We start from the raw sequence: 26,745 nt of genomic DNA on the forward strand, positions 1-26,745 counted from the left end.
GACGAACAGACGACAGGCATCGGCGCTTTGCCGCCATTGATAAACGCCATCTTTACTGCCATCGTGCAGGGGAAGGCGGCAATATAGTCGCTGGTGGGGAGATGCGCGTGCCAAGGCCGCAGCCACATTTGGAAGAAGTTCTTGCGTCCGAACCCGGATCGCACATTGCCGCGCTCTTCGATTTCGACGGCACGATCATATCGGGCTATTCCGCGACCGCGATGCTGCGCGAGAAATTCCAGCGCCGCGAAATGTCGATGGAAGAGATTGCAGAGACGGCGCAGGTCGTCGCGCAGCACAGCCTCGGCCAGATCGGTTTCTCGGGCCTGATGTCCGGCGCCGCCAAGTTCATGAAGGGCGTCGACGAGGAAAGCTTCATCGCGTTCGGCGAGGAGCTGTACAAGAAGCATATCGCGCGCAAAATCTACCCGGAAACCCGCGCGATCATCGAGGCGCATCAGGCGAAGGGGCATCGCGTCGCCATCATCTCGTCGGCGACGATCTATCAGATCGAACCGACCGCACGCGACCTTGGCATCACCGACATCAAATGCTCGGCCTATGAGATCGAGGATGGCGTGTTCACCGGAGAGATCATCCGGCCGCTGTGCTTCGGCGAGGGCAAGGTGCTCGCCGCCGAGGAGCTGGCCGCAGAATATGGCCTCGATCTCGACCAGAGCTTTTTCTATTCGGACAGCGACGACGACATCGAGTTGCTCGACCGTGTCGGCAAGCCGCGCCCGCTCAATCCGAACATGAAATTGAAGGGCATTGCCGACGAGCGCAACTGGCCGGTTCAGCGCTTCGGCAGCCGCGGCACGCCGTCGTGGATCGACTATACGCGCACCATCTATGCCACCGGCTCGCTCGTCGGGGCCTTCGCCGCGGGCCTGCCGATCTGGGCGTTGACCCGCTCGCAGCGCGAGGCGGCGAATTTCTCGATCGGGCTGTTCGGCGATTTCGCGACCGCGATCACCGGCGTCGAGCTCGAGGTCGAGGACGAGCGCCACCTCTGGTCGTCGCGCCCGTGCATCTTCATCTTCAACCACCAGAGCAAGGCGGATGTGATGATCCTCGCCAAGCTCATCCGCCGCGACATGGGCGGGGTGGGGAAGAAGGAAATCAAGGATATCCCCATCCTCGGCAAGCTGATGGAATGGGGCGGCACCGTCTTCGTCGACCGCGCCGACGGCAAGAGCGCGATCAAGGCGATGGAGCCGCTGGTCGACGCGATCAAGCATGAGGGCAAGTCGATCTGCATCTCGCCCGAAGGGACGCGGACGCTGACGCCGAAGCTCGCGCCGTTCAAGAAGGGCGCCTTCCATCTGGCGATGCAGGCGGGGGTGCCGATCGTCCCGATCGTGATCCACAACGCCACCGACGTCGCGCCGAAGAATGAATTCGTGATGCGCCCCGCGACGGTGCGCGTCACCGTGCTGCCGCCGGTCGACACGTCGAAGTGGAGCGTCAGGACGCTGAACAATCATGTCCGCGACGTGCGGAATATGTTCCTGCGGACGCTCGGCCAGCCCGAGGAGAGCGTGGCCGAGGCGGTAGCGAAGGAAGAGGCGCCGCCGGTCGAGAAGCCGCCGGTCGAAAAGCCGGCGCCCCAGAAGACTGCGCCCAAGAAGGCTGCGGCGAAAAAAGCCGAACCCAAAAAGGCAGCGCCCAAGAAAAAAGCCTCGACGAAAAAACCCGGCAAGGGACGGGCCGGCTAAGCGGTGGCGGACGGAACGCCCCGCACCCCGATCGTGGCGGAGGAGGCGGCCGACCGGCTCTATATCATCGACGCGCGGCACGGCGTCGAGCGCCGCATATTGCTCGACTGGATCCATTCGACGTTCAACGATTCGGGCGGCGCCAGCGAGCCGCAATGGGCCAGCCTCGATATCGAGGACGGCGATCATGCGCTGCCCGTCGACATGCTCCGCGCGCGGCTCGACGGATCGGCATCGCGGCAGGTCGTTCCGATCCGCGTGGCCTGGCGCATTCCCGGCTTCGACCGCGACCGTGCGCTCAAATTCCGCCACCTGGTGTTTGGCGACCCGCGCCATCCCGGATCGCTGCGCGCGCGGCTGATCCTGCTTCGCGACCGGCGGCGGGCGCAGGTATTGGTGGGCGAAGCGGCGACGCTCGATACGCTTCGCGACCGGTTCCGCGCGCAGACGGGCGGCGGCGACGGCGCCGGCGCCGACAGTCCCGAATTCGCGGGCTTCGTCGCGCGGCAGGCGGCGCTCGCGCTCGACGTGGCCGAACGCAGCATTCGCGGCAGCCGGTACAAGGTGCCGCGCTTCGTCGCCGATGGCCTGCGCACCAGCCCCAAATTCCGCGCTGCGCTGGCCGAACTGTCCGAAGCGACAGGACGCCCGGTCGCCGATCTTTTTCGCGAGGCGCGGCCTTTGATGAAAGAGGTCATCGCGCGTCCGTCGGCGCTCTTCCTCGACCTTCGCGCCAGGCTCGACCGGATGATGTTCGGCGGCTACGCCCCCGAAATGGAGGTCGATGCCGCCGAGCTTGCGAAGCTCCGCGCGATCCTGCGCGAACATCCGACCGCAATCCTGTTCACGCACAAAACCTATATCGACGGCGCGACGCCCAGCCGCCTGACCTATGAAAACGACATGCCGATGCTGCACAGCTTCGGCGGCGCCAATCTCGATTTTGCGGTGATGGGCGAATTCTTCCGGCGATCGGGGATGATCTTCATCCGCCGCAGCTTTCAGGACCAGCCGGTCTACAAGCTGGTGCTGCGCCATTATATCGCGTGGCTGCTCGCCAAGCGCTTTCCGCTCAGCTGGGCGTTCGAGGGGACGCGCTCGCGCCTCGGCAAGCTGATGCCGCCCAAATATGGCCTGATGAAATATGTCCTCGACGCGGCGCATGCGACGGGGACGAAGGACGTGCATTTCGTGCCCTTCGTCACCAGCTTCGACCTGATCCGCGACGTCGAGGAATATGCCGCCGAACAGACGGGGCGCAGCAAGAAGCCCGAATCGCTGAGCTGGTTCATCGGCTATATGAAAAGCCTGAAGGAGCCGTCGGGCCGCATCCGCCTCGACATCGGCAATCCGGTGGTCATCGGCCAGGCGCCGGAACCCGACGACAAACGCGCGCTGGAAAGGATCGCCTTCGCTGTCGCGGTCGAGGCGAACCGCGTCACGCCGCTCACCGTCACCTCGGTGATGTGCCTGATCCTGCTTGGGCTGGCGCCGCGCGGCGCGACCGCCGCCGAACTGCTCGCCGCGATCGCGGCGGTAACCGACTGGGCGCGCGCGCGCGGCATTCGCCTCAGCAGCGAGCTGGAAAGCAGCAACGATATGGCGCTGTCCGCCACCGTCGACACGCTCGTCGAAAGCGGACTGCTCACGCGCTATGAAGCGGGCAGCGAGAATGTCTATTCGATCGATCCGGCCAAGCATCCGATGGCGAGCTATTACCGCAACATCATTGCGCATCATTTCCTCGACCGGGCGATGATCGAGCTGGCGCTCTTTCAGCTGCGCGAAAGTGGCGAGGGCGACGCGACGGCGGCTTTCTGGGCGAAGATCGACCGCCTGCGCGATCTGTTCAAATTCGAATTTTTCTATCCGCCACGCGACGAGCACCGCGCTGCGATCGAGGCCGAACTGGCGCGCATCGACCCCGTCTGGGACCGCCGCCTTGCCAGCGGCGACCGCGGCATCGCACAGCTCCTTCGCCGCTGCCAGCCCGTCGTCGGCCATGCGATCCTGCTGCCCTTTGCCGAGGCCTATTCGGTCGTCGCCGAATTGCTGACGCGCGCGCGGCCGGGTGACGGGGTCGATGCCAAGGCGCTGCTCGACGCGGCATTGGTCGAAGGCCGCCAGGCCTATCTCCTCCGCCGGATCAGCAGCGAAGCCGCGATCGGCAAATTGCTGTTCGAAAACGGCCTGTCGCTGATGCGCCACATGGGGCTCGCCGAAACCGCGACGCCCGACCGGCTCGCCGCGCGGCACGCGCTGCTCGCGGAACTTCGCGGGCTCGCCAACGTCATGGAATCGATGCGCCTGTCGACGACGGCGCTGGCCGACAAATTACCCGGAGGACAGGATGCTTAAACAGCTCAGCGCGCAGGACGCCCAATTCCTCTATACCCAGACCGCGAACAATCTGACGCATATCATGGGCGTTTATATCTATGACCCGTCGACCGCGCCGGGCGGGTTCGTGCGGTTCAAGGACATCATTCGCCACGTCGAAAGCCGCGTCCACACCTCGCCCTTGTTCAAGCGCCGCCTCCACCGGCTGCCGTTCGACATGGATCATCCCTATTGGGTCGAGGACGAGCATTTCGACATCGAGGCGCATATGAGCCACGCGCGTCTGCCCGAACCCGGCGACTGGCGGCAGTTCTGCATCGCGGTGGCGCGCTATTTCTCGAAGCCGATGGATATGAACCGCCCGCTGTGGGACATCTATATCATCGAGGGTCTCGACCGGATTCCGGGTATTCCCAAGGGCAGCTTCGCGATGCTCCACCGCGTCCATCATGCTGCGGTCGACGGCGCGTCGGGCGCCCATGCGTTCATCGCGATGAGCGACATCGACGCAAAGGGAACGCCCGCGATTGCCGAGCCACCGCCGGCGGAAGACCTCGGCCGCCCGCCGTCGAGCGCCGAAACGATGACGCGGGCCTGGTCGGCCTCGCTCCAGTCGCCGGTCAAGTTCATGAACGCGCTGCTCAAGGTTTCGCCTGCGATCGTGGCGTCGGCGCGCAAGTCGATGGCCGAAGGCGGCATGACCGCCGGTGTCCCCGAAACGCGCTTCAATGCGCCGGTCGGTCCGCACAAGATGTTCGACGCGACGACGGTGGCGCTCGCCGACGTCGCCGAAATCCGCAAGAAGGTGCCCGGCGCGACGGTCAACGACGTCGTGCTGACGACGGTCGGCGGCGCGCTGCGCAAATATCTGGCGAAGCACAAGGAACTGCCGAAGGAGAGCCTAGTCGCCGTCGCCCCGATCAACCTGCGCGGCAAGGAGAAGGGCGCGGGGAAGGCCTCGACCCCCGGCAATCAGGTCTCGGCAATGAGCGTTCCGGTGCGCACCGACATCGCCGATCCGCTCGCGCGGCTCGCGGCGATCCGCGACTATACGGTCGAGGCGAAGGAAGCGAAGGCGGGGGTCAGCGCGCGGATCATGACCGATCTGTCGCAGCATATTCCGGGCGCCACGATGGCCGCGGTCGCGCGCATCATCACCAGCGAGCGCTTCGCGGTGCGCGGGACGAACCTGTTCATCTCGAACGTCCCCGGCGCGCAGGTGCCGCTCTATCTGGCGGGCGCCCAGCTGGTGCAACAGCACGGCATGGCGCCGCTCGCGAACAATATGGGGCTGTTCGTCGCGACCCCCAGCTATAACGGCCGCATCGCCTTTTCGATCATCTGCGAGCGCGCGATCATGCCCGACATCGCCTTTTTCCGGACCTGCATCGACGAAAGTTTCGCCGACCTGATGGCCGCGACGCCCAAGCCGGAGAAGGCGCCGGCGAAGCCGAAAGCCCCTACGGCACGGCCGAAAGCGGCGCCCAAAGCGGCCGTGAAACCCGCAGCCAAAGCGAAAGCTGCGCCAAAATCGGCCAGTAAGGCGAAGGCGAAACCGGTTGCCAAAGGCAACGCAACCGGCAAGAATCGGAAAAAATAAACCATCTCGCAGGATGACCGAATGATTTTTGCCCCGACGCTCAGCGCTGACGCCGAGCTTGTACGCGCGTCCGATTATGCCGACTGGTCGAAAGCGGCGCAGGCGCATGACGCGAAATCGGGAATGCAGGCGTGGCGCGATTCGGACGAAAGCCGCCATTTCGATTACAAGGCGATCCGCGCGCGGCTGGAAAAGCTGCGCAAGCTGTCGGCGGCGGGTGACGTCAAGGGGCTGCTCTTCGTCCTCAACGAGGGCATCCACGGCAATATCGACGGGATGGGCCACGAACGCCTTTATCAAAAGGCCCGCTTCGGGACGAAAAAGCTGATCGAGGCCTATGTCGCCGAAGTCGTGTCGGCGCTCGACAAGATCGCGGCTTCGCGCAGCATCGGCAAGGACGAAAAGCGCGACTTCTTCCGCCGCGCCCAGCATTGCTACGGCCGGTCGGCGCTGCTGCTTTCGGGCTCGGGCAGCTTCCTGTTCTTCCATGTCGGCGTCGTGAAGGCGCTGTGGGACGAAGGCGTGCTTCCGAACATCCTTGCCGGATCGAGCGGCGGGTCGATCGTCGCGGCGGTCGTCTGCACGCGCAAGGACGGCGACGTCGGCGGGTTTCTGGAAAGCGACAAGCTCGCCAACCCCGCGCGCGATCCCGAACTCAAACGGCTCGCTCCCGACGAAGTGCGCGAGCGGCTGGCCGAACTCATCCCCGACCTGACCTTTCAGGAAGCGTATGAGATCAGCGGCCGCCACCTCAACGTCTCGGTCGCTCCCGCCGAAAAGCATCAGAACGGCCGCCTGCTCAACGCGATCACCGCGCCCAATGTGCTGATCCGCGAGGCGGTGCTCGCGTCCTGCGCAGTCCCCGGCGTCTTTCCGCCGGTCATGCTGATGGCGCGCGACGAGAGCGGCGCGCGCGTGCCGTATCAGCCCGACCGGCGCTGGGTCGACGGGTCGGTGACGCATGACATCCCGACGAAGCGGCTGGAGCGCCTCTATGGCGTCAATCACCATATCGTCAGCCAGGCGAACCCGCTCGCGCTGCCTTTCGCGACCGATACGCGCAAGCAGATGGCGCCGATCGAGGCCATTCAGCACGCGTCGATCGCGACCTTCAAGGCGTGGCTCAACGCGAACATGATCATCTTCCAAAAGCCGCTCGAGCTTATTCCGCCGCTCAACAGCCTCGCCAATATGGCGCGCTCGGTGATCAACCAGGAATATACCGGCGATATCAACATCATCCGCCCGCCCAAATTCTGGTCGCCGACCAAGATCCTCAGCGATCTGGGGCAGGAGGATATCGACGATCTGATCGACACCGGCCTCCGCACCGCCTGGCCCAAGGTCGAGATGGTGCGCACCCAGACCGCTATCAGCCGCGCGCTCGACGCGATCCTCGCAAAGATCGACAAGGCGGGCGACGACGGCCCCGGCCACCGCAGTTCGGCGCTGAAGAAAGCGGTCCGCTAAATGCCCGTGCTGACGCTGCCTGCGGGATCGGCCGGCGCCGGCGCCAATCTTCACGTCACCCACTGGCTTCCAGAGGGCACGCCCAAAGCCGTCGTGCTGCTCGCCCACGGCTATGCCGAACATGCCGGACGCTATCATCATGTCGCCGGTCGGCTGACCGACGCGGGCTATGCCATCTATGCCGTCGACCACTGGGGGCACGGCAATTCGGACGGTGACGGCGGCTTCGTTCCGCGCTTCTCGGCCTTCCTCGATGGCATGAGCGAATTGCTGACCCTGGTCGAGGTCAACCACGGCGCCACGCCGCGCCTGTTGCTCGGCCACAGCATGGGCGGGTTGATCGCGACGCTGTTCCTGATCGAGCGGCAGCAGGCGTTCGTCGCCGCCGCGGTCTCCGGCCCCGCGATCGTTCCCGCCGAGCCGCCCTCGCGGTTTACAGTTTGGATCAGCCGTTTTCTGTCGCGTTTCTTCCCGCGCCTTGGCGTCCTCTCGCTCGATGCGACGGGGGTCAGCCGCGATCCGCAGGTGGTGGCCGCCTATCAGGCCGATCCGCTTGTCTATGGCGGCAAGATCGGCGCGCGGCTGGGCAAGGAGTTCATGGACGCGATGGCCGTCGCGCAGGCCGACGCGCCAAGGATTCATTTGCCGATCCTCATCCAGCACGGCGAAGCCGACCGTCTCACCGCCCCGGAGGGGTCGCGCTATCTTTTCGCCCATGTCGGCTCGAAGGACAAGAAGCTCGAAATCTATCCGGGCCTGTTCCACGAAATCTATAACGAGCCCGAACGCGATGCGGTGCTCGACGATCTGGTCGGATGGTTCGACACGCATGTGCAGGGGCGCGCATCCACATGAAAATCCTTCTCACGCTTCTGTTCGCACCGCTCATCGCGCTGGCGATCCTGTATTTCGTCTTTCCCGGCCGGCTCGTTGCGATCGGCCGCTGGCTGCTGCGCAAGCGCGGCGGCACGGTGCAGAAGAGCGTGACGGTCGACGGCCGCGCCTGGCCCTATCTCGAAGGCGGCGACCCGGCCAGGCCGACGCTCCTCCTTGTGCACGGTTTTGCGGGCGACAAGGATAATTGGTCGATGATCGCGCCCTATCTCACGCAGGGCTATCACGTCATCGCGCCCGATCTTCCCGGCTTCGGCGAGAATGAGCGCAATCCCGACCTCGCCTATGACATTGCGGCACAGACGGCGCGATTGAAGGCCTTCGCCGATGCGCTGGGGCTCGATCGTCCGCATATCGCGGGCAACAGCATGGGCGGCTGGATCGCGCTTCGCTATGCGATCGACTATCCGGCGGCGCTCGCCAGCCTGACCCTGCTCAACAATGCCGGGATCGAAGGCGCGAACGAAAGCGACCTTCAAAAACAGGCAGCGAACCAGGATTACAACCCGCTCGTCCTCGCCAATCTGGAGGACGCCGACCGGCTGGTGGCGATGGTCGTTCACAAGCCGCCGCATATCCCGTCGCGGTTGAAACCGGTCCTCTATGCCGACGGCCTGCGATATCGCGACCAGCTCGACAGCATCTTCTGGATCATCGCGAACGAAGGCCGCGACCATCCGCTCAACGGCCGCCTCGGCGACGTGAAGGTGCCGACCCTGATCCTCTGGGGCCGCCACGACCGGCTGCTCGACGTCAGCTGCGTCCCCGTGCTCGAAGCCGGAATCGCCGGCAGCGTCTCGCACATCTTCGAACATGTCGGCCATGTCCCGATGATCGAGGACCCGAAAGCGACCGCGGGCGTCATCAAGGGCTTTCTCGCCCAGCGAGCATGAATCGTCGTCACCCCGGACCCTTCGACCGGTTCAGGACAGGCTTGATCGGGATAGGCCCCATGGGCGCAAGTCTGTGCTCCCCCGCGAAGGCGGGGGTCCGGCGTGACGAAGGCGCCAAGCGCCGCTTGCCAACCCCCTAATCCCGCGCCATTCTCCGCCAAAACGGGGAGAGTGGAATGCGTCTGAAGGTCGGCCTGCTCGGTGGGGGCAGTTGGGGGACGACGGTCGCGTCGGTGGTGTCGCGCAACGCGCCGATCACGCTGTGGGCGCGCGATGCCGAAACGGTCGATGGCATCAATACCGCGAACGAGAACCGCAAATATCTGCCCGGCATCAGGCTGCCCGCGGCGCTGCGCGCGACGAACGACATGGCCGCCGTTGTCGCGAGCGCCGATGTGCTCGTCATGGGCGTTCCCTCGCACAGTTTTCGCGGCGTTCTGGAAGAGGCGCGCAACCATCTGCGCCCGTGGGTGCCGGTGATCAGCCTGACCAAGGGGCTCGAACTGTCGTCGGGAAAACGGATGACCGAGCTGATCGAAGAGATTCTTCCCGGCCACCCCGTCGGCGTCCTCACCGGCCCCAATCTCGCGCGCGAGATCATGACCGGACAGGCGGCGGCCAGCGTGCTGTCGATGGAGGACGAGATCGTCGTCCGCGCGCTCCAGCCGGTGTTCCACTCGGGGTTGTTCCGCGTCTATACGAACACCGACCTGCTCGGCTGCGAGCTCGGCGGAGTGCTCAAGAATATCATCGCGATCGCGGTCGGCATGGGCGACGGGCTTGGTGCCGGCGACAACACGCGCGCCGGATTGATGACGCGCGGCCTTGCCGAGATTACGCGGCTGGGCGTCGCGATGGGCGGGCGCGCCGAAACCTTTTCGGGGCTCACCGGCATGGGCGATCTGATCGCGACCTGCACCAGCCCCTTGAGCCGCAACCGCCATGTCGGGGTCGAGCTTGGCAAGGGCCGCCACATCGACGACATCATCGCCGGCATGAACATGGTCGCCGAAGGCGTGAAGAGCGCGCCGACGGTGATGGCGCTCGCCGACAGATATGGCCTGGCCATGCCGATCGCGCGCGACGTGTTCGACGTGACGCAGGGCAAACGTGACGCGCAGGAGGTGTTCCGCGGCCTTCTCCGGTCGAGCGTCGGCGACGAAGCGCATCCGGGGTAGGCAATTCCGCCGCCAGCCGTGCCGAATCTCCGTCCACCCGGGAAGAAAAGAGCGCCCTGCTTCGTTGTCTCCTGTGATTGCCCGCCGACGGCGCGCATCGATCAGGAGATGGACGATGAAAAAATGGACCGCCCTTGCAGTTCTTCTGGCGCTCCCCGCCAGCGCCGCGGTTGCCGCGGTTCCCTATGGCTCGATGCCGCGCGACTTCGATCGCCCCGAAATTCGCGCGGTGCCGATCGCGGGCGTCTACAACCAATATTGGTACAATTATAAAGCCGTCATCCTCGAGGCCGAGAAGGAACTCGTCAGCGACCTTCGCCATGCGACCGACCGCGAGGATCGCTGGGACGCGTGGGACGAATGGACCACCGAAGTCGTCGATGCCGACAAGGATTATACGAAGGAAATGCGCAAGAAGGGATATCGCACCGGCCGCGTGACGGTCGGCGGTTAAGTCTCGCGCCGAGTCCCCGGACCTGGCTCCGGGCAGGAGAGGGCGGACGTGTGTGGCGTTCGCCCTCTTCGATTTTATGAAATCCTCCCTGCCGCGAAGCGGTGGGGAGGGGGACCGTCGCCGTAGGCGATGGTGGAGGGGCGATAGACACCGGCCCCTCCGTCAGCCCTTCGGGCTGCCACCTCCCCATGCCTGCGGCACAGGGAGGATCAATTCAAACCCCACCCTCGGCGAGCAACGCCTTCGCCTCGGCACCCTGCCAGTCGATCGCGCCGACGACGCGCCACAGTTCGCGCCCCTCGGCATCATAGAAGATGCTCGTCGGCAGCGCGCTGTTCGCGGCGTCGAGCAGGGCGTTCTGCGGGTCGATATAGGGCTGCAAGGCTTTCAGCCCCGCTTTCTGGAACCACGGATCGACGACCTCGGCGCCCTGCAGGTCCTGCGCGACGGCAACCACCGTCATCCGCCCGCTCTCTTTCGTCGCCAGCGCGTCGAGCGTCGGCATTTCGGCGACGCAGGGCGCGCACCACGTCGCCCACAGGTTGACGAGCAGCGGCTTGCCGCGGAACCCCGCAAGCGTCACCGGCGCGTCGTCGGGTCCGCGAAAGGTCGCGGTGGGCGCGGCCTTGCCCGCGTTGCCGCGTTCGACCTGATGCTCGAATGTTTCGATTCCCCGCGCATCCTTCGCTTCGCTGCGCGAAATATTTGCTTGGGAGCCTGCCGCTTGCTCCCCGGCGGCCTTTTGCCTATCGCAACCGGCGACCGATCCGGCCAGAACCAGGGCAAGGATCGCGAGAGACGGGCTTGGAACGCGGCGAATGACGGATACTCCGGACAGCAACAGCATGTGGGGCGGCCGCTTCGGTGGCGGACCCGCCGCGATCATGCAAGAAATTAACGCGTCGATCCCCGTCGACAAGCGTCTGTGGGAACAGGATATCGCCGCCAGCCGCGCCCATGCCGCGATGCTCGGCGCGACCGGGATCATCGCTGCCGGCGATGCGGTGGTGATCGACCGCGGGCTTGCGCAGATCGCCGACGAATATGCGGCGAACGGCGTGCCGGTCGACCTCAGCCTCGAAGACATCCACATGACCGTCGAATCGCGGCTGAAGGACCTGGTCGGCGAACCCGCGGGCCGCCTCCACACCGCGCGGTCGCGCAACGACCAGGTCGCGACCGATTTTCGCCTGTGGACGCGCACCGCCTGCACACGCATCGACGCGGGACTGAAGGCGATCCAGACCGCGCTGCTCGCACGCGCCGACGAACATGCCGACAGCATCATGCCCGGCTTTACGCATCTTCAGGTCGCGCAGCCGGTGACGCTCGGCCATCATCTGCTCGCTTATGTCGAGATGTTCGGCCGCGATCGCAGCCGTTTTGCCGATGCGCGGTCGCGCCTCAATGAATCGCCGCTCGGCGCCGCAGCGCTGGCGGGGACCAGTTTCCCGCTCGACCGCGACGCGACCGCGCAGGCGCTCGGCTTTGATCGCCCGATGGCCAACAGCATCGACGCCGTGTCCGACCGCGACTTCGCGCTCGAATTCTGCGCCTCGGCATCGATCGCCGCGCTGCACCTGTCGCGGCTTGCGGAAGAGATCGTGATCTGGGCCAGCCAGCCCTTCGGTTTCGTCCATCTGCCCGACGCCTGGTCGACCGGCAGCTCGATCATGCCGCAAAAGCGCAACCCCGATGCCGCCGAACTGGTCCGCGGCCGCGCCGGCCTGCTACTCGGTGCGTTCCAGCGGCTCGCGGTGATCGTGAAGGGGCTGCCGCTCACCTATTCGAAGGATCTGCAGGACGACAAGGAGACGGTGTTCGGTGCTTTCGACGCGCTGGCGCTGTCGCTCGCCGCGATGACCGGCATGGTCGAAACGCTGACGTTCCGCACCGACCGCATGCGCGCGCTCGCCGCGTCGGGCTTCTCGACCGCGACCGATCTCGCCGATTGGCTGGTGCGCGAAGCGGGGGTGCCGTTCCGCGAAGCGCATCACATCGTCGGCAGCTGCGTGAAGCGTGCCGAGCAATTGGGCGTCGAATTGTCACAGCTTCCGGCGGGCGACGCATCGGCGATCCATCCGGCAGTGACGCCACAGGCGCTCGCGGCGCTGACCGTCGAGGCATCGGTCGCCAGCCGCACCAGCTATGGCGGCACGGCGCCCGAACGGGTAAGGCAGGCCATCGCTGCGGCCCGCGCCGCGCTGGAAGGAACCGATTGATGGCGAACAGCCGCCTCGTCATTGCCGTTTTTGCTGCGACCGCGCTTCTGGGCGCGTGCGGCAGCAAGGAAGATCTGAAGCCGCCGGCGGGCGAACCCGCCCCGGCGATTCCTGTCGGCGCCAAGCGCGCCCCAACCACGGAGGAACTTACGACGCCTGACGCGCAGGCCCGGCCAGCGCGCAGCGACGAACTTCTCAAACGGTCCGAGCAACGCGAACCCGACGATTTCGATTTGCCGCCTCCGGGCTGAGCTTCAGGACTGACCAATGAATCACTTTGAAATTCGAGACGGCGTGATGCACGCCGAAGATATTCCGCTGTCACGCATTGCCGAGGAAATCGGCACGCCCGTCTATGTCTATTCGCGCGCGACGCTCGAACGCCACGCGCAGGCGTTTCGCGACGGGCTGAAGGATGTGCCCAGAAAGCACCTCGCCTTTGCGATCAAGTGCAACCCCAACCTCGGCGTGCTCCGCGTCCTCGCGCGGCAGGGCTATGGCGCCGATGTCGTGTCGGGCGGCGAGCTCGAACGCGCGCTCGCGGCGGGCATGGCGCCCGAAGACATCGTCTTTTCCGGGGTCGGCAAGACGCGCGCCGAGCTGGCGCAGGGACTCGACCGCGGTATCGGCCAGTTCAACATCGAGCATGAACCCGAAGGGGTCGCGCTCGCCGCGATCGCGCTTGCCCGCGAGACGACCGCGCGCGCCGTGCTGCGCGTCAATCCCGACGTCGATGCGGGAACGCATGCCAAGATCTCGACCGGCAAGGCCGAGAACAAGTTCGGCGTCGGCATCGACGCCGCGCCCGAAATCTTCGGCCGCCTCGCGGCGCTGCCGGGTTTGCAGATGCGCGGCGTCGCGGTCCACATCGGCAGCCAGCTCACCAGCCTCGACCCGCTCGAGGCCGCTTTTGAACGCGTCGGCCGCCTCGTCGCCGACCTTCGCGCCGCGGGGCACAGCATCACCCACGTCGATCTCGGCGGCGGCCTCGGCGTCCCCTACCGCGCCGAGGATAATCCGCCATCGCCCGCCGAATATGGCGCGATGGTCGCGCGCGTGACCAGCGATTGGGACGTCACCCTGATGTTCGAGCCCGGCCGCGTGATCGCGGGCAACACCGGCGTGCTCCTCACCGAGGTGCTCTGGGTCAAGCCTGGCGCGACCAACCCCTTCGTGATCGTCGATGCCGCGATGAACGACCTCGCGCGCCCGGCGCTCTATGACGCGTATCACGACTTTGTCGCGGTAAGGCCGACGGGCGACAAGATGACCGCGTCGATCGTCGGCCCGGTGTGCGAGACCGGCGACACCTTCGCGCGCGACCGCGTCATCGACACGGTCGAATCGGGCGACCTCGCGGTCTTCCGTACCGCGGGCGCCTATGGCGCGACGATGGCATCGACATACAACAGCCGCAGCCTGGTTCCCGAGGTGCTCGTCGACGGCGACCGCTACGTCAAGGTCGCCGACCGCATCGCGGCGAGCACGATCATGGCCGCCGAACGCGTTCCCGACTGGATCGACTGAGCGAAGCGTCATTGCGCGAATGCGCGGCGGCGTTATCCTTTCTTCGTCACCCCGGGCTTGATCGGGGGTCCATGGGCCAACGGCGCGGCAGGGTCCGGGGATGCCGGATCGAGTCCGGCATGACGAACAAAGGGGCGAATTCGATGCACCAACTCCCCATCTTCCTGAACCTCGATGGCCGCACCGTCGTTCTGGTCGGGGAGGGGGAGGCCGCCGACGCCAAGGCGCGGCTCATCGTGCGCGCCGGCGGGCGGATCGTTACCGAATGGGAAGTGGGCGCCAGCCTGGCCTTCGTCGCGCTGGACGACGGCGCCGAAGCGGCGGCGGCGGGACTGCGCGCGCGCGGGCTGCTCGTCAACGTCGTCGACCGCCCCGACCTTTGCGATTTCACCACGCCCGCGATCGTCGACCGCGCCCCGGTGACGATCGCGATCGGCACCGGCGGCGCCTCGGCGGGCCTCGCCAAGGCGGTGCGCCAGCGGATCGAGGCTTTGCTCCCGGCGCGTCTCGGCGCGCTCGCGTCGGCGCTCCACGCCGCTCGCCCCGCGCTGAAGGCGCGCTGGCCCGCTGCTGCCGACCGCCGCCGTGCGATCGACGCCGCGCTGGCGAGCGGCGGCGCGCTCGATCCCCTCGCCGACGCCGCCGCGGACAAGGTCGAAAGCTGGCTGGCTGGCGACGCCCCGACCGCCGCGTCGCGCCTCGAGGTAATCCGCCTGACCGGCGCCGACCCCGACGACCTCACGCTCCGCGCCGCGCGCCTGCTCGGCGAGGCCGACCATATCTTTCATCCGCCGGGCGTCGCGGCTGCGATCCTCGACCGCGCGCGCGCCGATGCCGTGCGCCACCTTGCCGATGCGCCGCCGGCCGATCCGCCCAAAGGCCTCTCGATCTGGCTCGAACCGCTCAGCCCTTAGAGGCCAGAAACACCGCATATTGCGCATCGAACGCGCGCTGGAACGCCGGCCGCGCCTTGCCGCGCGCCACATAGGCGGCAAGGGTCGGATATTCGCCGAGCAGCGGCGTGTCCTCGATCCGGCGCAGCACCGATATCATCAGCAAATCGCCCGCGCTGAAGTCTCCGTCGAGCCAGTCGGCCTCGCCCAGCCGCCGCGACAGATCGGTCAGCCGGGCGCGGATGCGATCCGCAATCGCGGCCACGCGCTCGTCGTACCACGGCTTGTCGCGCTCGTTGAACCAGGCGGCTTCGCGTTCGACGACGACCGGCTCGACCGTGCCGATCGCGGCAAACATCCACGCGATGGCGCGCGCCCGGCCGTCGGCATCCGCGGGCAACAGCCCCGCATGCCCCTCGGCAATATGCAGCACGATCGCCCCCGATTCGAACAGCACCAGGCCATCGTCCTCAAAGGTCGGAATCTGCCCGAACGGCTGCAACGCGCGGTGCGCCGCCGCCTTCATCGCCGCGAACGAGACGAGCCGGACGTCATAGGGCTGCCCGACCTCCTCGAACGCCCAGCGCACCGGCATATCCCGCGCCATCCCCTCGCCCTGGTCGGGCGATGCTTCAAAGACAGTGATGACAGGGGACATGGCAAAGCTCCGTTGCGCGAAAGCCCTGTTTCGGACGCGCCACCGCGCGCGTCAATCGCCTGCGTTCGGCCCGGTCCGGAACCACGGCGAGCCGATATCGTCGCCGACAAACTCTATCGTGCGGCGGTTTTCGGCCCTCGCCCCTCCACGCGAAAAACTCCTTTCCTACATTATCCCGCTATGCGAGCCTCCGTTTTGGCTCTTTGATACCGTCAATATCTGCTGTCCGTTCCCGCAACCAGGGCGCGACCGTTCGCGCCTTGCTCGCGCGGCAAAACTGTTTCGCAGGGCTGAACTTTCCTGAACTTTGGATCCGCAATCGCGCCGTCTGCTGCGGCGGGTCTTCGCGACCTTTGGGGGGCTGGTTCGGCCTAAAGCCACAAAGGCCCCAGAACCGACCCGCACATGCGGGGCTTTTGTGGCTTTAAGAGGCTGCTGACAGCGCCGCAAACCCCTGCTAGTGCGCCCCGCATGACCACGCCTCTCTCCCACATCCGTAATTTCTCGATCATTGCTCATATCGATCATGGCAAGTCGACGCTTGCCGACCGGCTGATCCAGTTCACCGGCGGGCTCACCGCGCGTGAAATGTCGGCGCAGGTCCTCGATAATATGGACATCGAGAAAGAGCGCGGGATCACGATCAAGGCGCAGACGGTGCGCCTGTCGTACAAGGCGCACGACGGCGAGACCTATGAGCTCAACCTGATGGACACGCCGGGCCATGTCGACTTCGCCTATGAAGTGTCGCGGTCGCTTGCGGCGTGCGAGGGCGCGCTGCTCGTCGTCGACGCGGCGCAGGGGGTCGAGGCGCAGACGCTCGCGAACGTGTATCAGTCGATCGAGCATGATCACGAGATCGTGCCGGTGATCAACAAGATCGATCTGCCCGCCGCCGACGTCGACAAGGTGAAGGCCGAGATCGAGGATATCATCGGGCTGCCCGCCGACGACGCGGTGCTCGCCAGCGCAAAGGCCGGCATCGGCATCGAGGAAGCGCTCGAGGCGATCGTCACGCGCATCCCGCCGCCAAAGGGCGACGCCGACGCGCCGCTCGTCGCGATGCTCGTCGACAGCTGGTACGACCCGTATCTCGGCGTCGTCATCCTGATCCGCGTGATCGACGGCGTCCTGAAAAAGGGCCAGCAGATCAAGTTCATGCAGGCGGGCACGACGCATCTGATCGACCGCGTCGGCTGTTTCACGCCAAAGATCGAGCAGCTTACCGAGCTTGGCCCCGGCGAGATCGGTTTCATCACCGCACAGATCAAGGACGTCGCACAGGCGCGCGTCGGCGACACGGTGACCGACGCCAAAAAGCCCGCGGCGCAGGCGCTGCCGGGGTTCAAGGAAGTCCAGCCCGTCGTCTTCTGCGGCATGTTCCCGACCGACGCGAACGACTTCGAGAAACTGCGCGAGAGCATCCAGAAGCTCCGCCTCAACGACGCCAGCTTCAGCTTCGAGATGGAAAGCAGCGCGGCGCTCGGCTTCGGCTTCCGGTGCGGCTTCCTCGGCCTGCTCCACCTCGAGATCATTCAGGAGCGGCTGACCCGCGAATATGATCTCGACCTGATCACCACCGCGCCCAGCGTCGTGTACAAGCTGAAGCTGGGTCATACCAAGAATGAGGCGGCGAAGGAGATCGAGCTCCACAACCCCGCCGACATGCCCGACCCGAACCGTATCGACGAGATCGAGGAGCCGTGGATCGAGGCGGTGATCTACGTCCCCGACGAATATCTCGGCCCGATCCTGAAGCTGTGCCAGGACCGCCGCGGGGTGCAGAAGAATCTGACCTATGTGGGCGGCCGCGCGCAGATCACCTATGAACTGCCGCTCAACGAAGTCGTGTTCGATTTCTATGACCGGCTGAAGAGCATCAGCCGCGGTTACGCCAGCTTCGACTATCACCAGATCGGCCACCGCCCCGGCGACCTCGTCAAGATGAGCATCCTCGTCAACAACGAGCCGGTCGACGCCCTCTCCATGATCGTCCACCGCGGCACCGCCGAAACGCGCGGCCGCGGCATGTGCGAGCGGCTGAAGGACCTGATCCCGCGCCACATGTTCAAGATCCCGATCCAGGCCGCGATCGGCGGCAAGGTGATCGCCCGCGAAACCATCGCCGCGCTGCGCAAGGACGTGACCGCCAAATGCTACGGCGGCGACGCGACGCGCAAGAAGAAGCTGCTGGAAAAGCAGAAAGAGGGCAAGAAGCGGATGCGCGAGTATGGCAACGTCAACATCCCGCAGGAGGCGTTTATCGCCGCGCTGCGGATGGGGGATGATGCCTAGGCGGCCCGGCTCCGTCAAATTCGGACAGGGACAAGCGCACCGAAGACCGGTGCTGAAGCCGACTGGTCAAATCTCGATGACGATCTTGACCTTTGCCGGGGCGATGCCGGCGGCGTTGGCGATTTCGATGCGGGCGCGGGCGACAAGGTGCTGGAAATTCTGCGACGCCGGGGCGCGGGCGGGTTCGAGCAGCGCGCCTGGGGTCGCGTCGAGCGCGGCGGCGAGCGCCTCGATCCGTTCGTGCTTCGGCCGCGATCGATCCTGCTCCCAATAGCAGATCGCCGTCATGCTGACGCCGAGCCGATCGGCGAGGCCGGCCTGCGTCATTCCGGCGGCCTTGCGCAGGCGGGTAAGGCGCTCGCCGAACGTTTCGTCGCCGGGTTCCAGCGCGATCCCTTCGGGTAGGATGATAGTGTCCAGCGGCGTGGCGCCAGGCGTGGTCGGGGACAGGGGGCTATTGTGCAAGGGGGCGACCGATCTGTTTGTTGTTGGTTCCCCCGTCTATGCCGCTCTGGGCACCCGCGACTTTCAACATTTCACATAAGTTGTCATTTTGTCGGGTGGACGAGCCGGCGCTGCGCGCGGTTGCGCGGCGCGCCGCTGCGGGTTAGCCTGCGCGCTCCGCTGCGATGACGCGGCGGAAAAGGGAGCACGCCCGTGGTCCATGCCTGCGCCAGGCCGCTCGACGGCATCGTCGTGCATAGCGCGCTGAGCGACGGGACGCCGGTGTGCCTGCGCACGATCACGCCCGACGACGAGGCCCTGCTGCGCGAGGGGATCGCGAAACTGTCGGCCGAATCGCGTTATCTGCGGTTCTTCTCGCCCGCGCCGGCGCTGCCCGATGCGGTGGTCGAACGGCTGGTCGCGGTCGACGGGCACGACCATATTGCCTGGGGCGCTATCTGCAGCGACTGTCCGGGCGCACCCGCGATCGGCGCGGTGCATGCGGTGCGGCACGGCGACGGCGGCCGCGTCGGCGAATATTCGGTCGCGGTGCTCGACGAATTCCACGGAAAGGGGCTGGCGCGGATGATGACCGCGGCGCTGCTCGTCGACTGCCTGGCCGAAGGGCTGACCGGGCTCGACGTCCACACCTTGTCGGAGAACCGTGCGGCGGTCGCGCTGGTGCATGCGCTGGGCGGGGTATGGACAAGCGAGAGCGCGGGCGTCGCCGAATATTGCCTAGACGTCGCCGGCGCGCTCGCGGCGCTGCGCACCGATCGCGGCGCGCGCGGGGTCCAGGATGTCCTCGATCAGCTCGGGGCATGAGGCGAAGGGCTGGTCTCTCCCGCCGCGGGGGGTCGCTTCCCGCGGCGGGAGAGTGTAAGGGCTGCAGCCTGAGCATCGCTTCCCCACGCCCGATGCTCTAGCCGGGACGATGAGACGCCGCGGTGACAGACATCACAAAATCGAAAAATTGTTCACACACGCAAAAAGGGCGCCGAAGCATCGCTTCAGCGCCCTTTCCGCGACCCGGAAACGGGTCTTATTTCTTGGCCGGATCAGCAGTCTTGCCGACTTCCGACGGAGCGATCTCGCCATTGTCGTCGATCGCGTTGGCCTTTTCCTCGCCAGCGGCTTCGACGGCGTCGGCCTTGGCTTCGGTCGCTTCCTTGGCGGCACCTTCGGGCATCGCGTCGGCCTGCGCGTCGATGACGTCGGCCTTGGCTTCGGCCTGGTCTTCGACCTGGTCGGCCTGTTTGCTCTGGCAAGCGCCGAGGGCGAGGGCCGAAGCGGCGGTAAGGGCAATGATCGTCTTGCGCATATCAGTGTCTCTCCAAAAATTGACTTGAGCGCTTAACGCGGGGTGAACGCGAGGGTTGCATGAACGGACCAGATTGTGGAAATTGCTGGTGTTCGCTGCGCGATGGCGCGCCTGCCTCTATGCGTCCACAGGCCCGTCTTGAAGGGAGTGCCGATGCGTCGCTTGCTCATCGTTGCAGCGCTAGCCACCGCACCGGCGTCGGCGCAGCCGCCGCCGCAGCAGCACGAGCCCATCATCGACATGCACCTGCATGCGCGTGCGGCGCGATATGCCGGCGACAACCCGCCGCCCATGTGTACGCCGTTTCAAATCATGCCCCGATCGGATCCCGAAAACGGAGTCTATGAAGGCATGACCTTCGACGCCGAGCCGTGCGACAGCCCTGTCCAAGCGGCGACGTCCGACGATCAGGTCCTGCGCGATACGATCGCCGCGATGGAGCGCTTCAACATCTATGGCGTGATCAGCGGCGAACCGGAGATGGTCGACCGGTGGCATGCGGCGGCGCCGACGCGCGTCTTTCAGGCGGTCGACTATCGACTTGCGGCGACGCCGGGTTCCCGCCACGTCGGCGTTCGCACGATCGACGACTTGCGCCGGCTCCACGCGCAGGGCCGACTCAGCGTCATCGGCGAGGTCATGGCGCAGTATGAAGGCGTGGCACCCGACGATACGCGCATGGAGCCGCTCTGGGCGCTTGCCGAAGAGCTGGATGTTCCGGTGGCCATTCATATGGGGCCTGGCGAGCCTGGGCAACCTTATGCCGACGGCGGATATCGCGTCGGCTTGGGCGATCCGCTGCTGCTGGAGCCGGTATTGGTCCGGCATCCGAAGCTGCGCCTGTCGATCATGCATGCCGGTTATCCGATGGCCGAACGGACGCGCGCGCTGCTGTTCAGCTATCCTCAGGTCTATGTGGATATCGGCTCGATCGTTTACACCGAGCCGAGGCCTGCTTTCTATGCTTTCCTGCGCGAATTGGTCGAGGCTGGTTACGGCGATCGGATCATGTTCGGATCGGATCAGATGATCTGGCCGGGCGTCATTGCAGCGTCGGTTCAGGCCATCGACGAAGCGCCGTTCCTGACGGCGCAGCAGAAGAGCAACATATTCTATAACAATGCCGCGCGCTTCCTGCGGCTGACCGAAGCCCAGATCTCCGCGCACCATCGACGCTGATGCGACGGCATGCGGCCGGCAAAAAAAGAGGGCGCCCGCAGGCGCCCTCTTCATGACCCTTTGAGGTGCGTCCTCGTTTAGAAGCGCTGCTGGCGCTCATAGAGGTCGCGGTAGTGCTGGATACGCGTGACGCGCAGGCCCGGCATCCCGCTGCGGTCGATCGACCGCTGCCAGCCGGCGAACTCTTCGAGCGTCAGGCCATAGCGTTCGCACACTTCGTCGACGGTCAGCAAGCCGCCGTTGACCGCAGCGACGACTTCGGCCTTGCGGCGCACGACCCAGCGGGTCGTCGTCGGCGGCGGCAGTGAGTCGATCGTCAGCGGTTCGCCGAGCGGACCGATAACCTGAGCAGGCCGGATTTTCTGATTCTCGATCATGTTCATTCCATATTGTCTTCGTCGTGGGGGATCGGTTGGACCGACCCCCAAGGCTCTATATCAGCGGAGTTCAACATCGGCTGAAACCCTCTGGTAAACAGGCTATTCATAGTTTCCGGCAGATCGTTCGCTTCGTCGGACAAATCGAAGAAGCGGACCGGCCGCGCGGCATTATGCTCTGTCGCAGCCGCAGCGGAGGCAAGGAAATGGCTGAGCGCGTTAATGCGCTCGGCGTGAACCTTGCGAGTCGCTTCTGCGCGCAGCATCCGCACCGTCGGCAGCGCTGCCTGCCGCGCCTTCGATACCGCCAGCAAAATGTCGAAGCCGGGGCTCGACAGGCCGGCCGCGCCGGTAGGGTGCGGAAGATTTGACGGGTTAGCGTTCATGCTGCCGGTCTAGTGCAGAGGGCCTAAGGTCCCGTAAATGCCCGTTTCAGTACCTGTTAGCGAAGCTTAACCGGCGTCAATATCTTGACGGGCGGCGCGGAAAAGCTGGCATTTTCGGGTGCACATCCCTAGATGGCGCCGACCATGATCGAGACGATTTCCACTCCCGCTGCCGATGCGCAGGCCGATTTTCAGTTAAGCGGACCGATGAAGGACCGCCGAATCGTCGTGGCGATGTCGGGCGGAGTCGATTCGAGCGTGGTCGCTGCGCTCGCCGCGCGATCGGGCGCCGAAGTGATCGGCGTGACGCTGCAGCTTTATGATCATGGCGCCAAGGCTAAGCGTGTTGGCGCGTGCTGTGCGGGTCAGGATATAAAGGACGCGCGCGCGGTCGCCGACCGGCTGGGCTTTGCGCATCATGTCCACGACCATGAAAGCCGCTTTCGCGATACGGTGATCGATCAGTTCGCCGACGAGTATCTTGCGGGCCGCACGCCGATCCCCTGCGTCCGCTGCAATATGGGTGTGAAGTTCACCGACCTGTTCAAACTCGCGAAGGATCTTGGCGCCGACTGTCTGGCGACGGGCCATTATGTTCGCCGCGTGATGGGGCCCGGCGGAGCCGAGCTGCACCGCGCGGTCGATCCGGCGCGTGACCAGAGCTATTTCCTGTTCGCGACGACGCAGGATCAGCTAGATTTTTTGCGCTTCCCGCTCGGCGGAATTGAAAAGAGCGTCGTGCGCGAGATTGCGCGCGACCTGAGGCTCGGCGTCGCGGGAAAGCCCGACAGCCAGGACATCTGCTTTGTCCCCGATGGCGACTATGCAACGCTGGTCAAGAAGCTGCGGCCCGAGGCGGACGACAAGGGCGAGATCGTCCATGTCGATGGCGCGGTGCTCGGCGTGCACAAGGGGCTGATCCACTATACGGTCGGCCAGCGCCGCGGGATCGAGATCGGCGGACAGGCCGAACCTTTGTATGTGGTGCGGCTGGAGGCCGAAGCGAGGCGCGTGGTCGTGGGGCCAAGGCGGGCGCTCGCGGTGGCGGCGGCACGGCTCGGCGAAGCGAACTGGCTCACCGATGTCGATGGACGCGACGTGCTCGCGAAAGTCCGCAGCATGGCCAAGCCGGTACCCGCGTTTGTGGATGGCGACCGGCTGGTCTTTACGGCGCCCGAATATGGCGTCGCCCCCGGACAGGCCGCAGTGCTCTATGATGCGGGTGACGAAAGCCGCGTGCTGGGCGGCGGCTGGATCGAAGAGACGTTCGCGCCGGAATAGATTGAACTTTTCTCTGCGATGCCGCAGCCTTGCGGCAACATGGGAGAAGATGAATGATCAACTGGGTCCTGCGCGGCGCGCTTATCTTGTGGGCGCTCCTTTTTCTGATCATCGGCGGCACCGGCTTCGTCGATCCGGCTTCGTATCAGCAGCAGTTCGGAATCCTCGTAGAGGGTGTGGCCGTGAACACGCTGCGGGCCGACCTGTCGGCCTTTTTCCTCGTCTCTTCGGCCAGTGCGGTGATCGGGGCGCTGGTGCCCGGCTGGACACGCGCGCTGCTGGTTCCGGCGGCGCTTTACGGCACCGCGCTGATCGGCCGGCTGTTCGGCGCGGCGAGTGGCGACATCGTCGACGGCAATATCATGCAGGCGATGATCATCGAGGCGCTGTCGGTCGCGCTGATGCTGGGGAGCTGGTTGATGCTGTCGCGCCTTGGCGCAGCGACGGAGGTTGCGGTCGACACGGTCCATTGAGTCGGCGGGAATGCGCACTTCGCTTGTTTTTTGATATTATTGTGAGTTACTGACGCGCGGGTCGCTTCTGTTTCCTTGTGGTGGAGGGGAGAAGCATATGGCAGGTGACGACAAGCGCCGACCGGCAGACCGGCGCGCAGCGGATCGGCGGGCAACCGACGATCCCGAATATACCGGGCCCGAACGGCGCCAGGGCGATCGCCGCACAGGCAAGGATCGCCGCTCGCCGTCGAACTGATCGAGAGGGCAGGGCGACGCCATGCCGGCAGGAAACGCACCATGAACGACATGCCACGCCTTTCGGTCGATATCGTGTCCGACGTGATGTGCCCCTGGTGCATCATCGGCTGGCTGAAGTTCGAGAAGGTGATGGCGCATTTCGCGGGGCGCCTGGGCTTTCGCGTGCAGTGGCACCCCTTTGAACTGAACCCCGACATGTCGGCCGAGGGCGAAGACGCCGCGAGCCATGTGATGCGCAAATATGGCATCAGCGCCGAACAGAGCCGCGCGAACAGCGGCAAGATGAGCGGCATCGCCGAAGAGCTTGGCTTTGCGTTCAACCGCGGGCCGACGTTCCGGATGCGCAACAGTTTCGATGCGCACCGGTTGCTGACCTGGGCAGGCGCGCTCGAGGCGCCCGAACAGGACAGCGCGACCGGCGTGCAGACCGCGCTGAAGCTTGCGCTGTTCCGGGCGCATTTCACCGACAATCGCGATGTCAGCGACCATGACGTGCTGGCCGATATCGCCGCATCGGTCGGGCTGGACGCAGACCGCGCTGGCGCGATCCTGGCGGGCGATGACTTCGGCGACATGGTGCGGACCGAAGAAGCCTATTGGACCGACCAAAATGTGACCGGGGTCCCGGCCTTCATCCTGGGCGGGCGGATGCTGATCCCCGGTGCGCAGGATCCGGAGGTGTTCATTCGCGTGATCGAGAATAAGGTGCTCGCCGCCGCGGCCTGAGGAACGGGCGTGCCGCGCGGCGCGTTGTCCGGCTATCCCTGAAAGGAGACGGTCATGGCCGACACTAGCCGCAACACCGACAGCGTAGCGCCCGAGGCGCTGAACCGCGAGCAGGAAGACGAGGAAGCGCAGGCGCAGACCGTTGCCGAAGCCGCGCGCCGCGAACGCCCGCTCGAAGACAGCACAAAGGTGAAGTCGGGCGACGAGAGCGACGACGTCGAGGACCTGGTCGATCATATGCGCCAGATGGAACGATCGGGCCGGATCGACATGGATGCCTATCGCGGCGAACGCAGCGACGACGACGAGGATGGCGAACTGGGCGAGAGCGGGATCGAGGACGACCAACCGCGCGGCGCACCCTGAGCGTCAGTCGCCCGGCGGCGGCGGCAATTCTTCGCGCAGCGGCTTGTTCGGGCCCGCAAGCTGGCGATCGACGTCGGCGGCGAGGATCTGTGCAACGGGATCGCCGCCTTCGGCGCCCCATAAGCTGCGCTGCCGTTCGAGCGCGGCGGCGCGCTCGGCCTTTGGCAGCGCGGCGACCCCGGCATAGAAGCGGACGGCCTGGAGCCACGGCGCATCGTCGGTCAGCACATCCTCGGCCCAGCGGCTGAACGGCCCGCCCGCGCCCTGCCATCCGGTGTCGCTGCGCTTCAGGAAGAACAGGACACGCGCGCCGTCGGCGAACATATAGCGGGTACAGGCGCCGGCGAAGCTTTGCGGATGCGCATATTTGAGATCGTAAGGATTGCTGAGGATCGCGTCTTCGCCCGATGCGATCCCACCTGCCAGCGCGACGGGGCCGGCGGGCATGCGGCCCTTGATCGCTTCGATCGGCTCGATCGAGACCATCTGTTCGGGCGTGCTGTCGGGCGCGAAGTCGCCGGGCGTCACCTTGCCGAGCAGGATCAGGTCGGCGCTCTCGACAAGGTCGAGATTGGTGGGGATGCGATATCCGCTCGCGACCGAACAGGCGGCGGCGGGAAGCGGCGCGGCGAAAAGGGCCAACGCGGCGAACAGGGCGGGGGTGCGCATGGCCGCAACGCTAGCGCCGCGGCGCCGGCTTGGAAAGCGGGCGCGGCTTTGGGGCATTTTGTCGAAGCCTATGGAGCCGACTCGGTGCTGGAGCGTATGAAGGGCATCGCTTCCATCCCCCGGAGCGAAAAGGAGACTGATGATGGCCGAGCATGACCATAGCGCGATCAAGGAACATATGAATGTCATCGGCGCCGACGGCGTCCATGTCGGTACCGTCGACCATCTCGATGGCGAGCGCATCAAGCTGACCAAGACCGACAGCGGCGATGGCAAGCATCACTACCTCCCCGCCGGCCTGGTCGCCGAAGTCGAGGGCGACACGATTCGCCTGTCGGCGAACGCGGCGAACGCGGTCGACCTGTTCGAGGAAGCCGAATAAGCGGCGCCTCCACCCAATAATCAGACGGCCGCGGTGCGATCCGGCGCCGCGGCACTGAAACTGGCCCGCTCCCTCCCCTGGGGCGGGCCATTTCCTTGGCCGCCGCGGCACGACGAGCCAAATCCGGTCGTCGGTGCGCGATGCGTCAAGGCTGGCGCAGCTGCGGTGGATAGGGTGCCGCGCCATCGTGATCATAGCTGTAGCTTTGCGACAGCCGGAAACGGCCCTCGGCGGGCATCCATTGCCACAGGTGCATATAGTGCGCGCCGCCGACCATGTCCCAGCGGCCTTCCTTCGCATTCCATTCGAAGAAGACATGCGCCGCCTCCTCGAGCGCGCCCCAGTCGCCCATCGCGCGGATCGTGCGCGATCCGGGGACGAGCAGGCGGCGGTTCCTGTACCCCGCCATGTCGCCGCCGGCCTGCCGCCGCGCGCAGCTCTTGGCGACATCGGCGACCATCGCGGCGGGGCTCGCCTCGGCGAGGCCGCCCTTGTCGTGGATCATGCGGAATTCGGGGGCGAGCAGGTCGGGCAGCGCCTTTGCATCGCACCCCTCGAACACCGCCCAGAACAGGCGGGCGTCCTGGTCGGCGATCCGGGTGGCGAGCGTATCGCCGGTCGGCATCGGAGCGGCAGGCGTCGCGGCGGAAAGCGCGGCGGCGATGAGGAGGGCAAATGGCATGACGGGTCTCCTAACTGTATTGAGCGAGCAATACAGTTATGCCGCGTGGAAGCAAGCGGCCCGGTGCGGCGAAGGCT

General features: G+C 65.8%; 29 protein-coding genes. 21 read left to right on the top strand and 8 right to left on the bottom strand.

What is annotated here, in order from left to right:
• Positions 1-128: 128 nt before the first annotated feature.
• The 8 genes from ACO055_RS17300 (at position 129) to ACO055_RS17335 (ending at position 10,547) form a co-directional block, all read left to right on the top strand.
• Complete coding sequence (locus ACO055_RS17300; protein ID WP_422060077.1) at positions 129-1,718, top strand: HAD-IB family hydrolase; 1,590 nt, start codon at positions 129-131, stop codon at positions 1,716-1,718.
• Positions 1,719-1,721: 3 nt separating this feature from the next.
• Entirely contained in the window at positions 1,722-4,076 is a 2,355-nt protein-coding gene (locus ACO055_RS17305; protein WP_422060078.1) for a glycerol-3-phosphate 1-O-acyltransferase, read from the top strand.
• Positions 4,069-5,658: a wax ester/triacylglycerol synthase family O-acyltransferase gene (locus tag ACO055_RS17310; RefSeq protein WP_422060079.1), complete on the top strand. Its 1,590-nt coding sequence runs from the start codon at positions 4,069-4,071 to the stop codon at positions 5,656-5,658. Before ACO055_RS17305 ends, ACO055_RS17310 begins: the two co-directional genes overlap by 8 nt.
• 21 nt (positions 5,659-5,679) lie before the next feature.
• On the top strand, positions 5,680-7,128 hold the full coding sequence (locus ACO055_RS17315) for a DUF3336 domain-containing protein (RefSeq protein WP_422060080.1): 1,449 nt from the start codon (positions 5,680-5,682) through the stop codon (positions 7,126-7,128).
• Positions 7,129-7,983 carry an alpha/beta hydrolase gene (locus ACO055_RS17320; RefSeq protein WP_422060081.1) on the top strand — a complete coding sequence of 285 codons (855 nt, stop codon included), beginning with the start codon at positions 7,129-7,131 and terminating at the stop codon, positions 7,981-7,983. It begins immediately after the preceding gene.
• A complete protein-coding gene (locus ACO055_RS17325; protein ID WP_422060082.1) occupies positions 7,980-8,915 on the top strand; it encodes an alpha/beta fold hydrolase in 936 nt (311 codons plus the stop codon). Before ACO055_RS17320 ends, ACO055_RS17325 begins: the two co-directional genes overlap by 4 nt.
• Before the next feature lie 176 nt (positions 8,916-9,091).
• The gene (locus ACO055_RS17330; RefSeq protein WP_422060083.1) at positions 9,092-10,093 is read left to right on the top strand and encodes an NAD(P)H-dependent glycerol-3-phosphate dehydrogenase; all 1,002 of its coding nucleotides are present in this window, start codon (positions 9,092-9,094) and stop codon (positions 10,091-10,093) included.
• 115 nt (positions 10,094-10,208) lie between these two features.
• Positions 10,209-10,547 (top strand): hypothetical protein, encoded by a 339-nt coding sequence (locus ACO055_RS17335; RefSeq protein WP_422060084.1) that lies wholly within the window; start codon positions 10,209-10,211, stop codon positions 10,545-10,547.
• A 214-nt stretch (positions 10,548-10,761) separates the two neighbouring features.
• Here ACO055_RS17335 and ACO055_RS17340 read toward each other — a convergent pair whose 3' ends face one another.
• A complete protein-coding gene (locus ACO055_RS17340) occupies positions 10,762-11,394 on the bottom strand; it encodes a TlpA family protein disulfide reductase (protein ID WP_422060085.1) in 633 nt (210 codons plus the stop codon).
• Between ACO055_RS17340 and argH the strand changes: the two genes are divergently transcribed.
• The 4 genes from argH to ACO055_RS17360 all read left to right on the top strand — a co-directional run bounded on the left by argH (position 11,366) and on the right by ACO055_RS17360 (position 15,210).
• The gene (argH, locus tag ACO055_RS17345; RefSeq protein ID WP_422060086.1) at positions 11,366-12,769 is read left to right on the top strand and encodes an argininosuccinate lyase; all 1,404 of its coding nucleotides are present in this window, start codon (positions 11,366-11,368) and stop codon (positions 12,767-12,769) included. The two genes, ACO055_RS17340 and argH, sit on opposite strands and share 29 nt — an antisense overlap.
• On the top strand, positions 12,769-13,020 hold the full coding sequence (locus ACO055_RS17350) for a hypothetical protein (protein WP_422060087.1): 252 nt from the start codon (positions 12,769-12,771) through the stop codon (positions 13,018-13,020). The genes argH and ACO055_RS17350 overlap by 1 nt, the downstream gene beginning before the upstream one ends.
• A 16-nt stretch (positions 13,021-13,036) precedes the next feature.
• Positions 13,037-14,296 (top strand): diaminopimelate decarboxylase, encoded by a 1,260-nt coding sequence (gene lysA, locus ACO055_RS17355; protein ID WP_422060088.1) that lies wholly within the window; start codon positions 13,037-13,039, stop codon positions 14,294-14,296.
• Positions 14,297-14,439: 143 nt separating this feature from the next.
• On the top strand, positions 14,440-15,210 hold the full coding sequence (locus ACO055_RS17360) for an NAD(P)-dependent oxidoreductase (RefSeq protein ID WP_422060089.1): 771 nt from the start codon (positions 14,440-14,442) through the stop codon (positions 15,208-15,210).
• On the opposite strand, the gene ACO055_RS17365 is transcribed toward ACO055_RS17360, so the two are convergent.
• Positions 15,200-15,847, bottom strand: coding sequence for a glutathione S-transferase family protein (locus tag ACO055_RS17365; RefSeq protein ID WP_422060090.1), 648 nt, complete (start codon positions 15,845-15,847; stop codon positions 15,200-15,202). The two genes, ACO055_RS17360 and ACO055_RS17365, sit on opposite strands and share 11 nt — an antisense overlap.
• Positions 15,848-16,318: 471 nt before the next feature.
• On the opposite strand from ACO055_RS17365, the gene lepA reads away from it, so the two are divergent.
• The gene (gene lepA, locus ACO055_RS17370) at positions 16,319-18,142 is read left to right on the top strand and encodes a translation elongation factor 4 (protein WP_422060091.1); all 1,824 of its coding nucleotides are present in this window, start codon (positions 16,319-16,321) and stop codon (positions 18,140-18,142) included.
• A gap of 66 nt (positions 18,143-18,208) precedes the next feature.
• Here the strand turns inward: lepA and ACO055_RS17375 are convergent, their stop codons facing one another.
• Complete coding sequence (locus tag ACO055_RS17375; RefSeq protein ID WP_422060092.1) at positions 18,209-18,607, bottom strand: helix-turn-helix domain-containing protein; 399 nt, start codon at positions 18,605-18,607, stop codon at positions 18,209-18,211.
• 192 nt (positions 18,608-18,799) lie between these two features.
• On the opposite strand from ACO055_RS17375, the gene ACO055_RS17380 reads away from it, so the two are divergent.
• Positions 18,800-19,411, top strand: a complete 612-nt coding sequence (locus tag ACO055_RS17380) for a GNAT family N-acetyltransferase (RefSeq protein ID WP_422060093.1) — start codon at positions 18,800-18,802, stop codon at positions 19,409-19,411.
• Between the two features lie 217 nt (positions 19,412-19,628).
• On the opposite strand, the gene ACO055_RS17385 is transcribed toward ACO055_RS17380, so the two are convergent.
• On the bottom strand, positions 19,629-19,907 hold the full coding sequence (locus tag ACO055_RS17385) for a hypothetical protein (RefSeq protein WP_422060094.1): 279 nt from the start codon (positions 19,905-19,907) through the stop codon (positions 19,629-19,631).
• 153 nt (positions 19,908-20,060) lie between these two features.
• Here ACO055_RS17385 and ACO055_RS17390 point away from each other — a divergent pair, with 153 nt between their 5' ends.
• Positions 20,061-21,086 carry an amidohydrolase family protein gene (locus ACO055_RS17390; RefSeq protein ID WP_422060095.1) on the top strand — a complete coding sequence of 342 codons (1,026 nt, stop codon included), beginning with the start codon at positions 20,061-20,063 and terminating at the stop codon, positions 21,084-21,086.
• A 77-nt stretch (positions 21,087-21,163) separates the two neighbouring features.
• Here ACO055_RS17390 and ACO055_RS17395 read toward each other — a convergent pair whose 3' ends face one another.
• Positions 21,164-21,463, bottom strand: a complete 300-nt coding sequence (locus ACO055_RS17395; protein WP_422060096.1) for a DUF1153 domain-containing protein — start codon at positions 21,461-21,463, stop codon at positions 21,164-21,166.
• Positions 21,464-21,465: 2 nt separating this feature from the next.
• The gene (locus tag ACO055_RS17400) at positions 21,466-21,849 is read right to left on the bottom strand and encodes a hypothetical protein (RefSeq protein WP_422060097.1); all 384 of its coding nucleotides are present in this window, start codon (positions 21,847-21,849) and stop codon (positions 21,466-21,468) included.
• 132 nt (positions 21,850-21,981) lie between these two features.
• Between ACO055_RS17400 and mnmA the strand changes: the two genes are divergently transcribed.
• The 5 genes from mnmA (at position 21,982) to ACO055_RS17425 (ending at position 24,935) form a co-directional block, all read left to right on the top strand.
• Entirely contained in the window at positions 21,982-23,130 is a 1,149-nt protein-coding gene (gene mnmA, locus ACO055_RS17405; protein ID WP_422060098.1) for a tRNA 2-thiouridine(34) synthase MnmA, read from the top strand.
• Between the two features lie 53 nt (positions 23,131-23,183).
• The gene (locus tag ACO055_RS17410; protein ID WP_422060099.1) at positions 23,184-23,603 is read left to right on the top strand and encodes a hypothetical protein; all 420 of its coding nucleotides are present in this window, start codon (positions 23,184-23,186) and stop codon (positions 23,601-23,603) included.
• Positions 23,604-23,700: 97 nt separating this feature from the next.
• On the top strand, positions 23,701-23,841 hold the full coding sequence (locus tag ACO055_RS17415) for a hypothetical protein (RefSeq protein ID WP_422060100.1): 141 nt from the start codon (positions 23,701-23,703) through the stop codon (positions 23,839-23,841).
• Between the two features lie 41 nt (positions 23,842-23,882).
• A complete protein-coding gene (locus tag ACO055_RS17420; RefSeq protein WP_422060101.1) occupies positions 23,883-24,569 on the top strand; it encodes a DsbA family oxidoreductase in 687 nt (228 codons plus the stop codon).
• Between the two features lie 54 nt (positions 24,570-24,623).
• Positions 24,624-24,935 carry a hypothetical protein gene (locus ACO055_RS17425; RefSeq protein ID WP_422060102.1) on the top strand — a complete coding sequence of 104 codons (312 nt, stop codon included), beginning with the start codon at positions 24,624-24,626 and terminating at the stop codon, positions 24,933-24,935.
• Between the two features lie 3 nt (positions 24,936-24,938).
• On the opposite strand, the gene ACO055_RS17430 is transcribed toward ACO055_RS17425, so the two are convergent.
• Positions 24,939-25,604 (bottom strand): hypothetical protein, encoded by a 666-nt coding sequence (locus ACO055_RS17430; protein ID WP_422060103.1) that lies wholly within the window; start codon positions 25,602-25,604, stop codon positions 24,939-24,941.
• 142 nt (positions 25,605-25,746) lie between these two features.
• On the opposite strand from ACO055_RS17430, the gene ACO055_RS17435 reads away from it, so the two are divergent.
• Positions 25,747-25,986 (top strand): DUF2171 domain-containing protein, encoded by a 240-nt coding sequence (locus ACO055_RS17435; protein WP_422062490.1) that lies wholly within the window; start codon positions 25,747-25,749, stop codon positions 25,984-25,986.
• Between the two features lie 145 nt (positions 25,987-26,131).
• Here ACO055_RS17435 and ACO055_RS17440 read toward each other — a convergent pair whose 3' ends face one another.
• Complete coding sequence (locus tag ACO055_RS17440; protein WP_422060104.1) at positions 26,132-26,668, bottom strand: DUF4440 domain-containing protein; 537 nt, start codon at positions 26,666-26,668, stop codon at positions 26,132-26,134.
• Positions 26,669-26,745 lie beyond the last annotated feature (77 nt).

The sequence above is a fragment of the Sphingopyxis sp. genome, from assembly GCF_965227415.1.
GTDB lineage: Bacteria > Pseudomonadota > Alphaproteobacteria > Sphingomonadales > Sphingomonadaceae > Sphingopyxis.

Bases quoted from the DNA above. Each gene is read 5' to 3' on its own strand.
- ACO055_RS17310 (WP_422060079.1), top strand. From the start codon at position 4,069: ATGCTTAAACAGCTCAGCGCGCAGGACGCCCAATTCCTCTATACCCAG.
- ACO055_RS17315 (WP_422060080.1), top strand. From the start codon at position 5,680: ATGATTTTTGCCCCGACGCTCAGCGCTGACGCCGAGCTTGTACGCGCG.
- ACO055_RS17320 (WP_422060081.1), top strand. From the start codon at position 7,129: ATGCCCGTGCTGACGCTGCCTGCGGGATCGGCCGGCGCCGGCGCCAAT.
- ACO055_RS17325 (WP_422060082.1), top strand. From the start codon at position 7,980: ATGAAAATCCTTCTCACGCTTCTGTTCGCACCGCTCATCGCGCTGGCG.
- ACO055_RS17330 (WP_422060083.1), top strand. From the start codon at position 9,092: ATGCGTCTGAAGGTCGGCCTGCTCGGTGGGGGCAGTTGGGGGACGACG.
- ACO055_RS17335 (WP_422060084.1), top strand. From the start codon at position 10,209: ATGAAAAAATGGACCGCCCTTGCAGTTCTTCTGGCGCTCCCCGCCAGC.
- argH (WP_422060086.1), top strand. From the start codon at position 11,366: ATGACGGATACTCCGGACAGCAACAGCATGTGGGGCGGCCGCTTCGGT.
- ACO055_RS17340 (WP_422060085.1), bottom strand. From the start codon at position 11,394: ATGCTGTTGCTGTCCGGAGTATCCGTCATTCGCCGCGTTCCAAGCCCG.
- ACO055_RS17350 (WP_422060087.1), top strand. From the start codon at position 12,769: ATGGCGAACAGCCGCCTCGTCATTGCCGTTTTTGCTGCGACCGCGCTT.
- lysA (WP_422060088.1), top strand. From the start codon at position 13,037: ATGAATCACTTTGAAATTCGAGACGGCGTGATGCACGCCGAAGATATT.
- ACO055_RS17360 (WP_422060089.1), top strand. From the start codon at position 14,440: ATGCACCAACTCCCCATCTTCCTGAACCTCGATGGCCGCACCGTCGTT.
- ACO055_RS17365 (WP_422060090.1), bottom strand. From the start codon at position 15,847: ATGTCCCCTGTCATCACTGTCTTTGAAGCATCGCCCGACCAGGGCGAG.
- lepA (WP_422060091.1), top strand. From the start codon at position 16,319: ATGACCACGCCTCTCTCCCACATCCGTAATTTCTCGATCATTGCTCAT.
- ACO055_RS17385 (WP_422060094.1), bottom strand. From the start codon at position 19,907: ATGCGCAAGACGATCATTGCCCTTACCGCCGCTTCGGCCCTCGCCCTC.
- ACO055_RS17390 (WP_422060095.1), top strand. From the start codon at position 20,061: ATGCGTCGCTTGCTCATCGTTGCAGCGCTAGCCACCGCACCGGCGTCG.
- ACO055_RS17395 (WP_422060096.1), bottom strand. From the start codon at position 21,463: ATGATCGAGAATCAGAAAATCCGGCCTGCTCAGGTTATCGGTCCGCTC.
- ACO055_RS17400 (WP_422060097.1), bottom strand. From the start codon at position 21,849: ATGAACGCTAACCCGTCAAATCTTCCGCACCCTACCGGCGCGGCCGGC.
- mnmA (WP_422060098.1), top strand. From the start codon at position 21,982: ATGGCGCCGACCATGATCGAGACGATTTCCACTCCCGCTGCCGATGCG.
- ACO055_RS17410 (WP_422060099.1), top strand. From the start codon at position 23,184: ATGATCAACTGGGTCCTGCGCGGCGCGCTTATCTTGTGGGCGCTCCTT.
- ACO055_RS17415 (WP_422060100.1), top strand. From the start codon at position 23,701: ATGGCAGGTGACGACAAGCGCCGACCGGCAGACCGGCGCGCAGCGGAT.
- ACO055_RS17420 (WP_422060101.1), top strand. From the start codon at position 23,883: ATGAACGACATGCCACGCCTTTCGGTCGATATCGTGTCCGACGTGATG.
- ACO055_RS17425 (WP_422060102.1), top strand. From the start codon at position 24,624: ATGGCCGACACTAGCCGCAACACCGACAGCGTAGCGCCCGAGGCGCTG.
- ACO055_RS17430 (WP_422060103.1), bottom strand. From the start codon at position 25,604: ATGCGCACCCCCGCCCTGTTCGCCGCGTTGGCCCTTTTCGCCGCGCCG.
- ACO055_RS17435 (WP_422062490.1), top strand. From the start codon at position 25,747: ATGGCCGAGCATGACCATAGCGCGATCAAGGAACATATGAATGTCATC.
- ACO055_RS17440 (WP_422060104.1), bottom strand. From the start codon at position 26,668: ATGCCATTTGCCCTCCTCATCGCCGCCGCGCTTTCCGCCGCGACGCCT.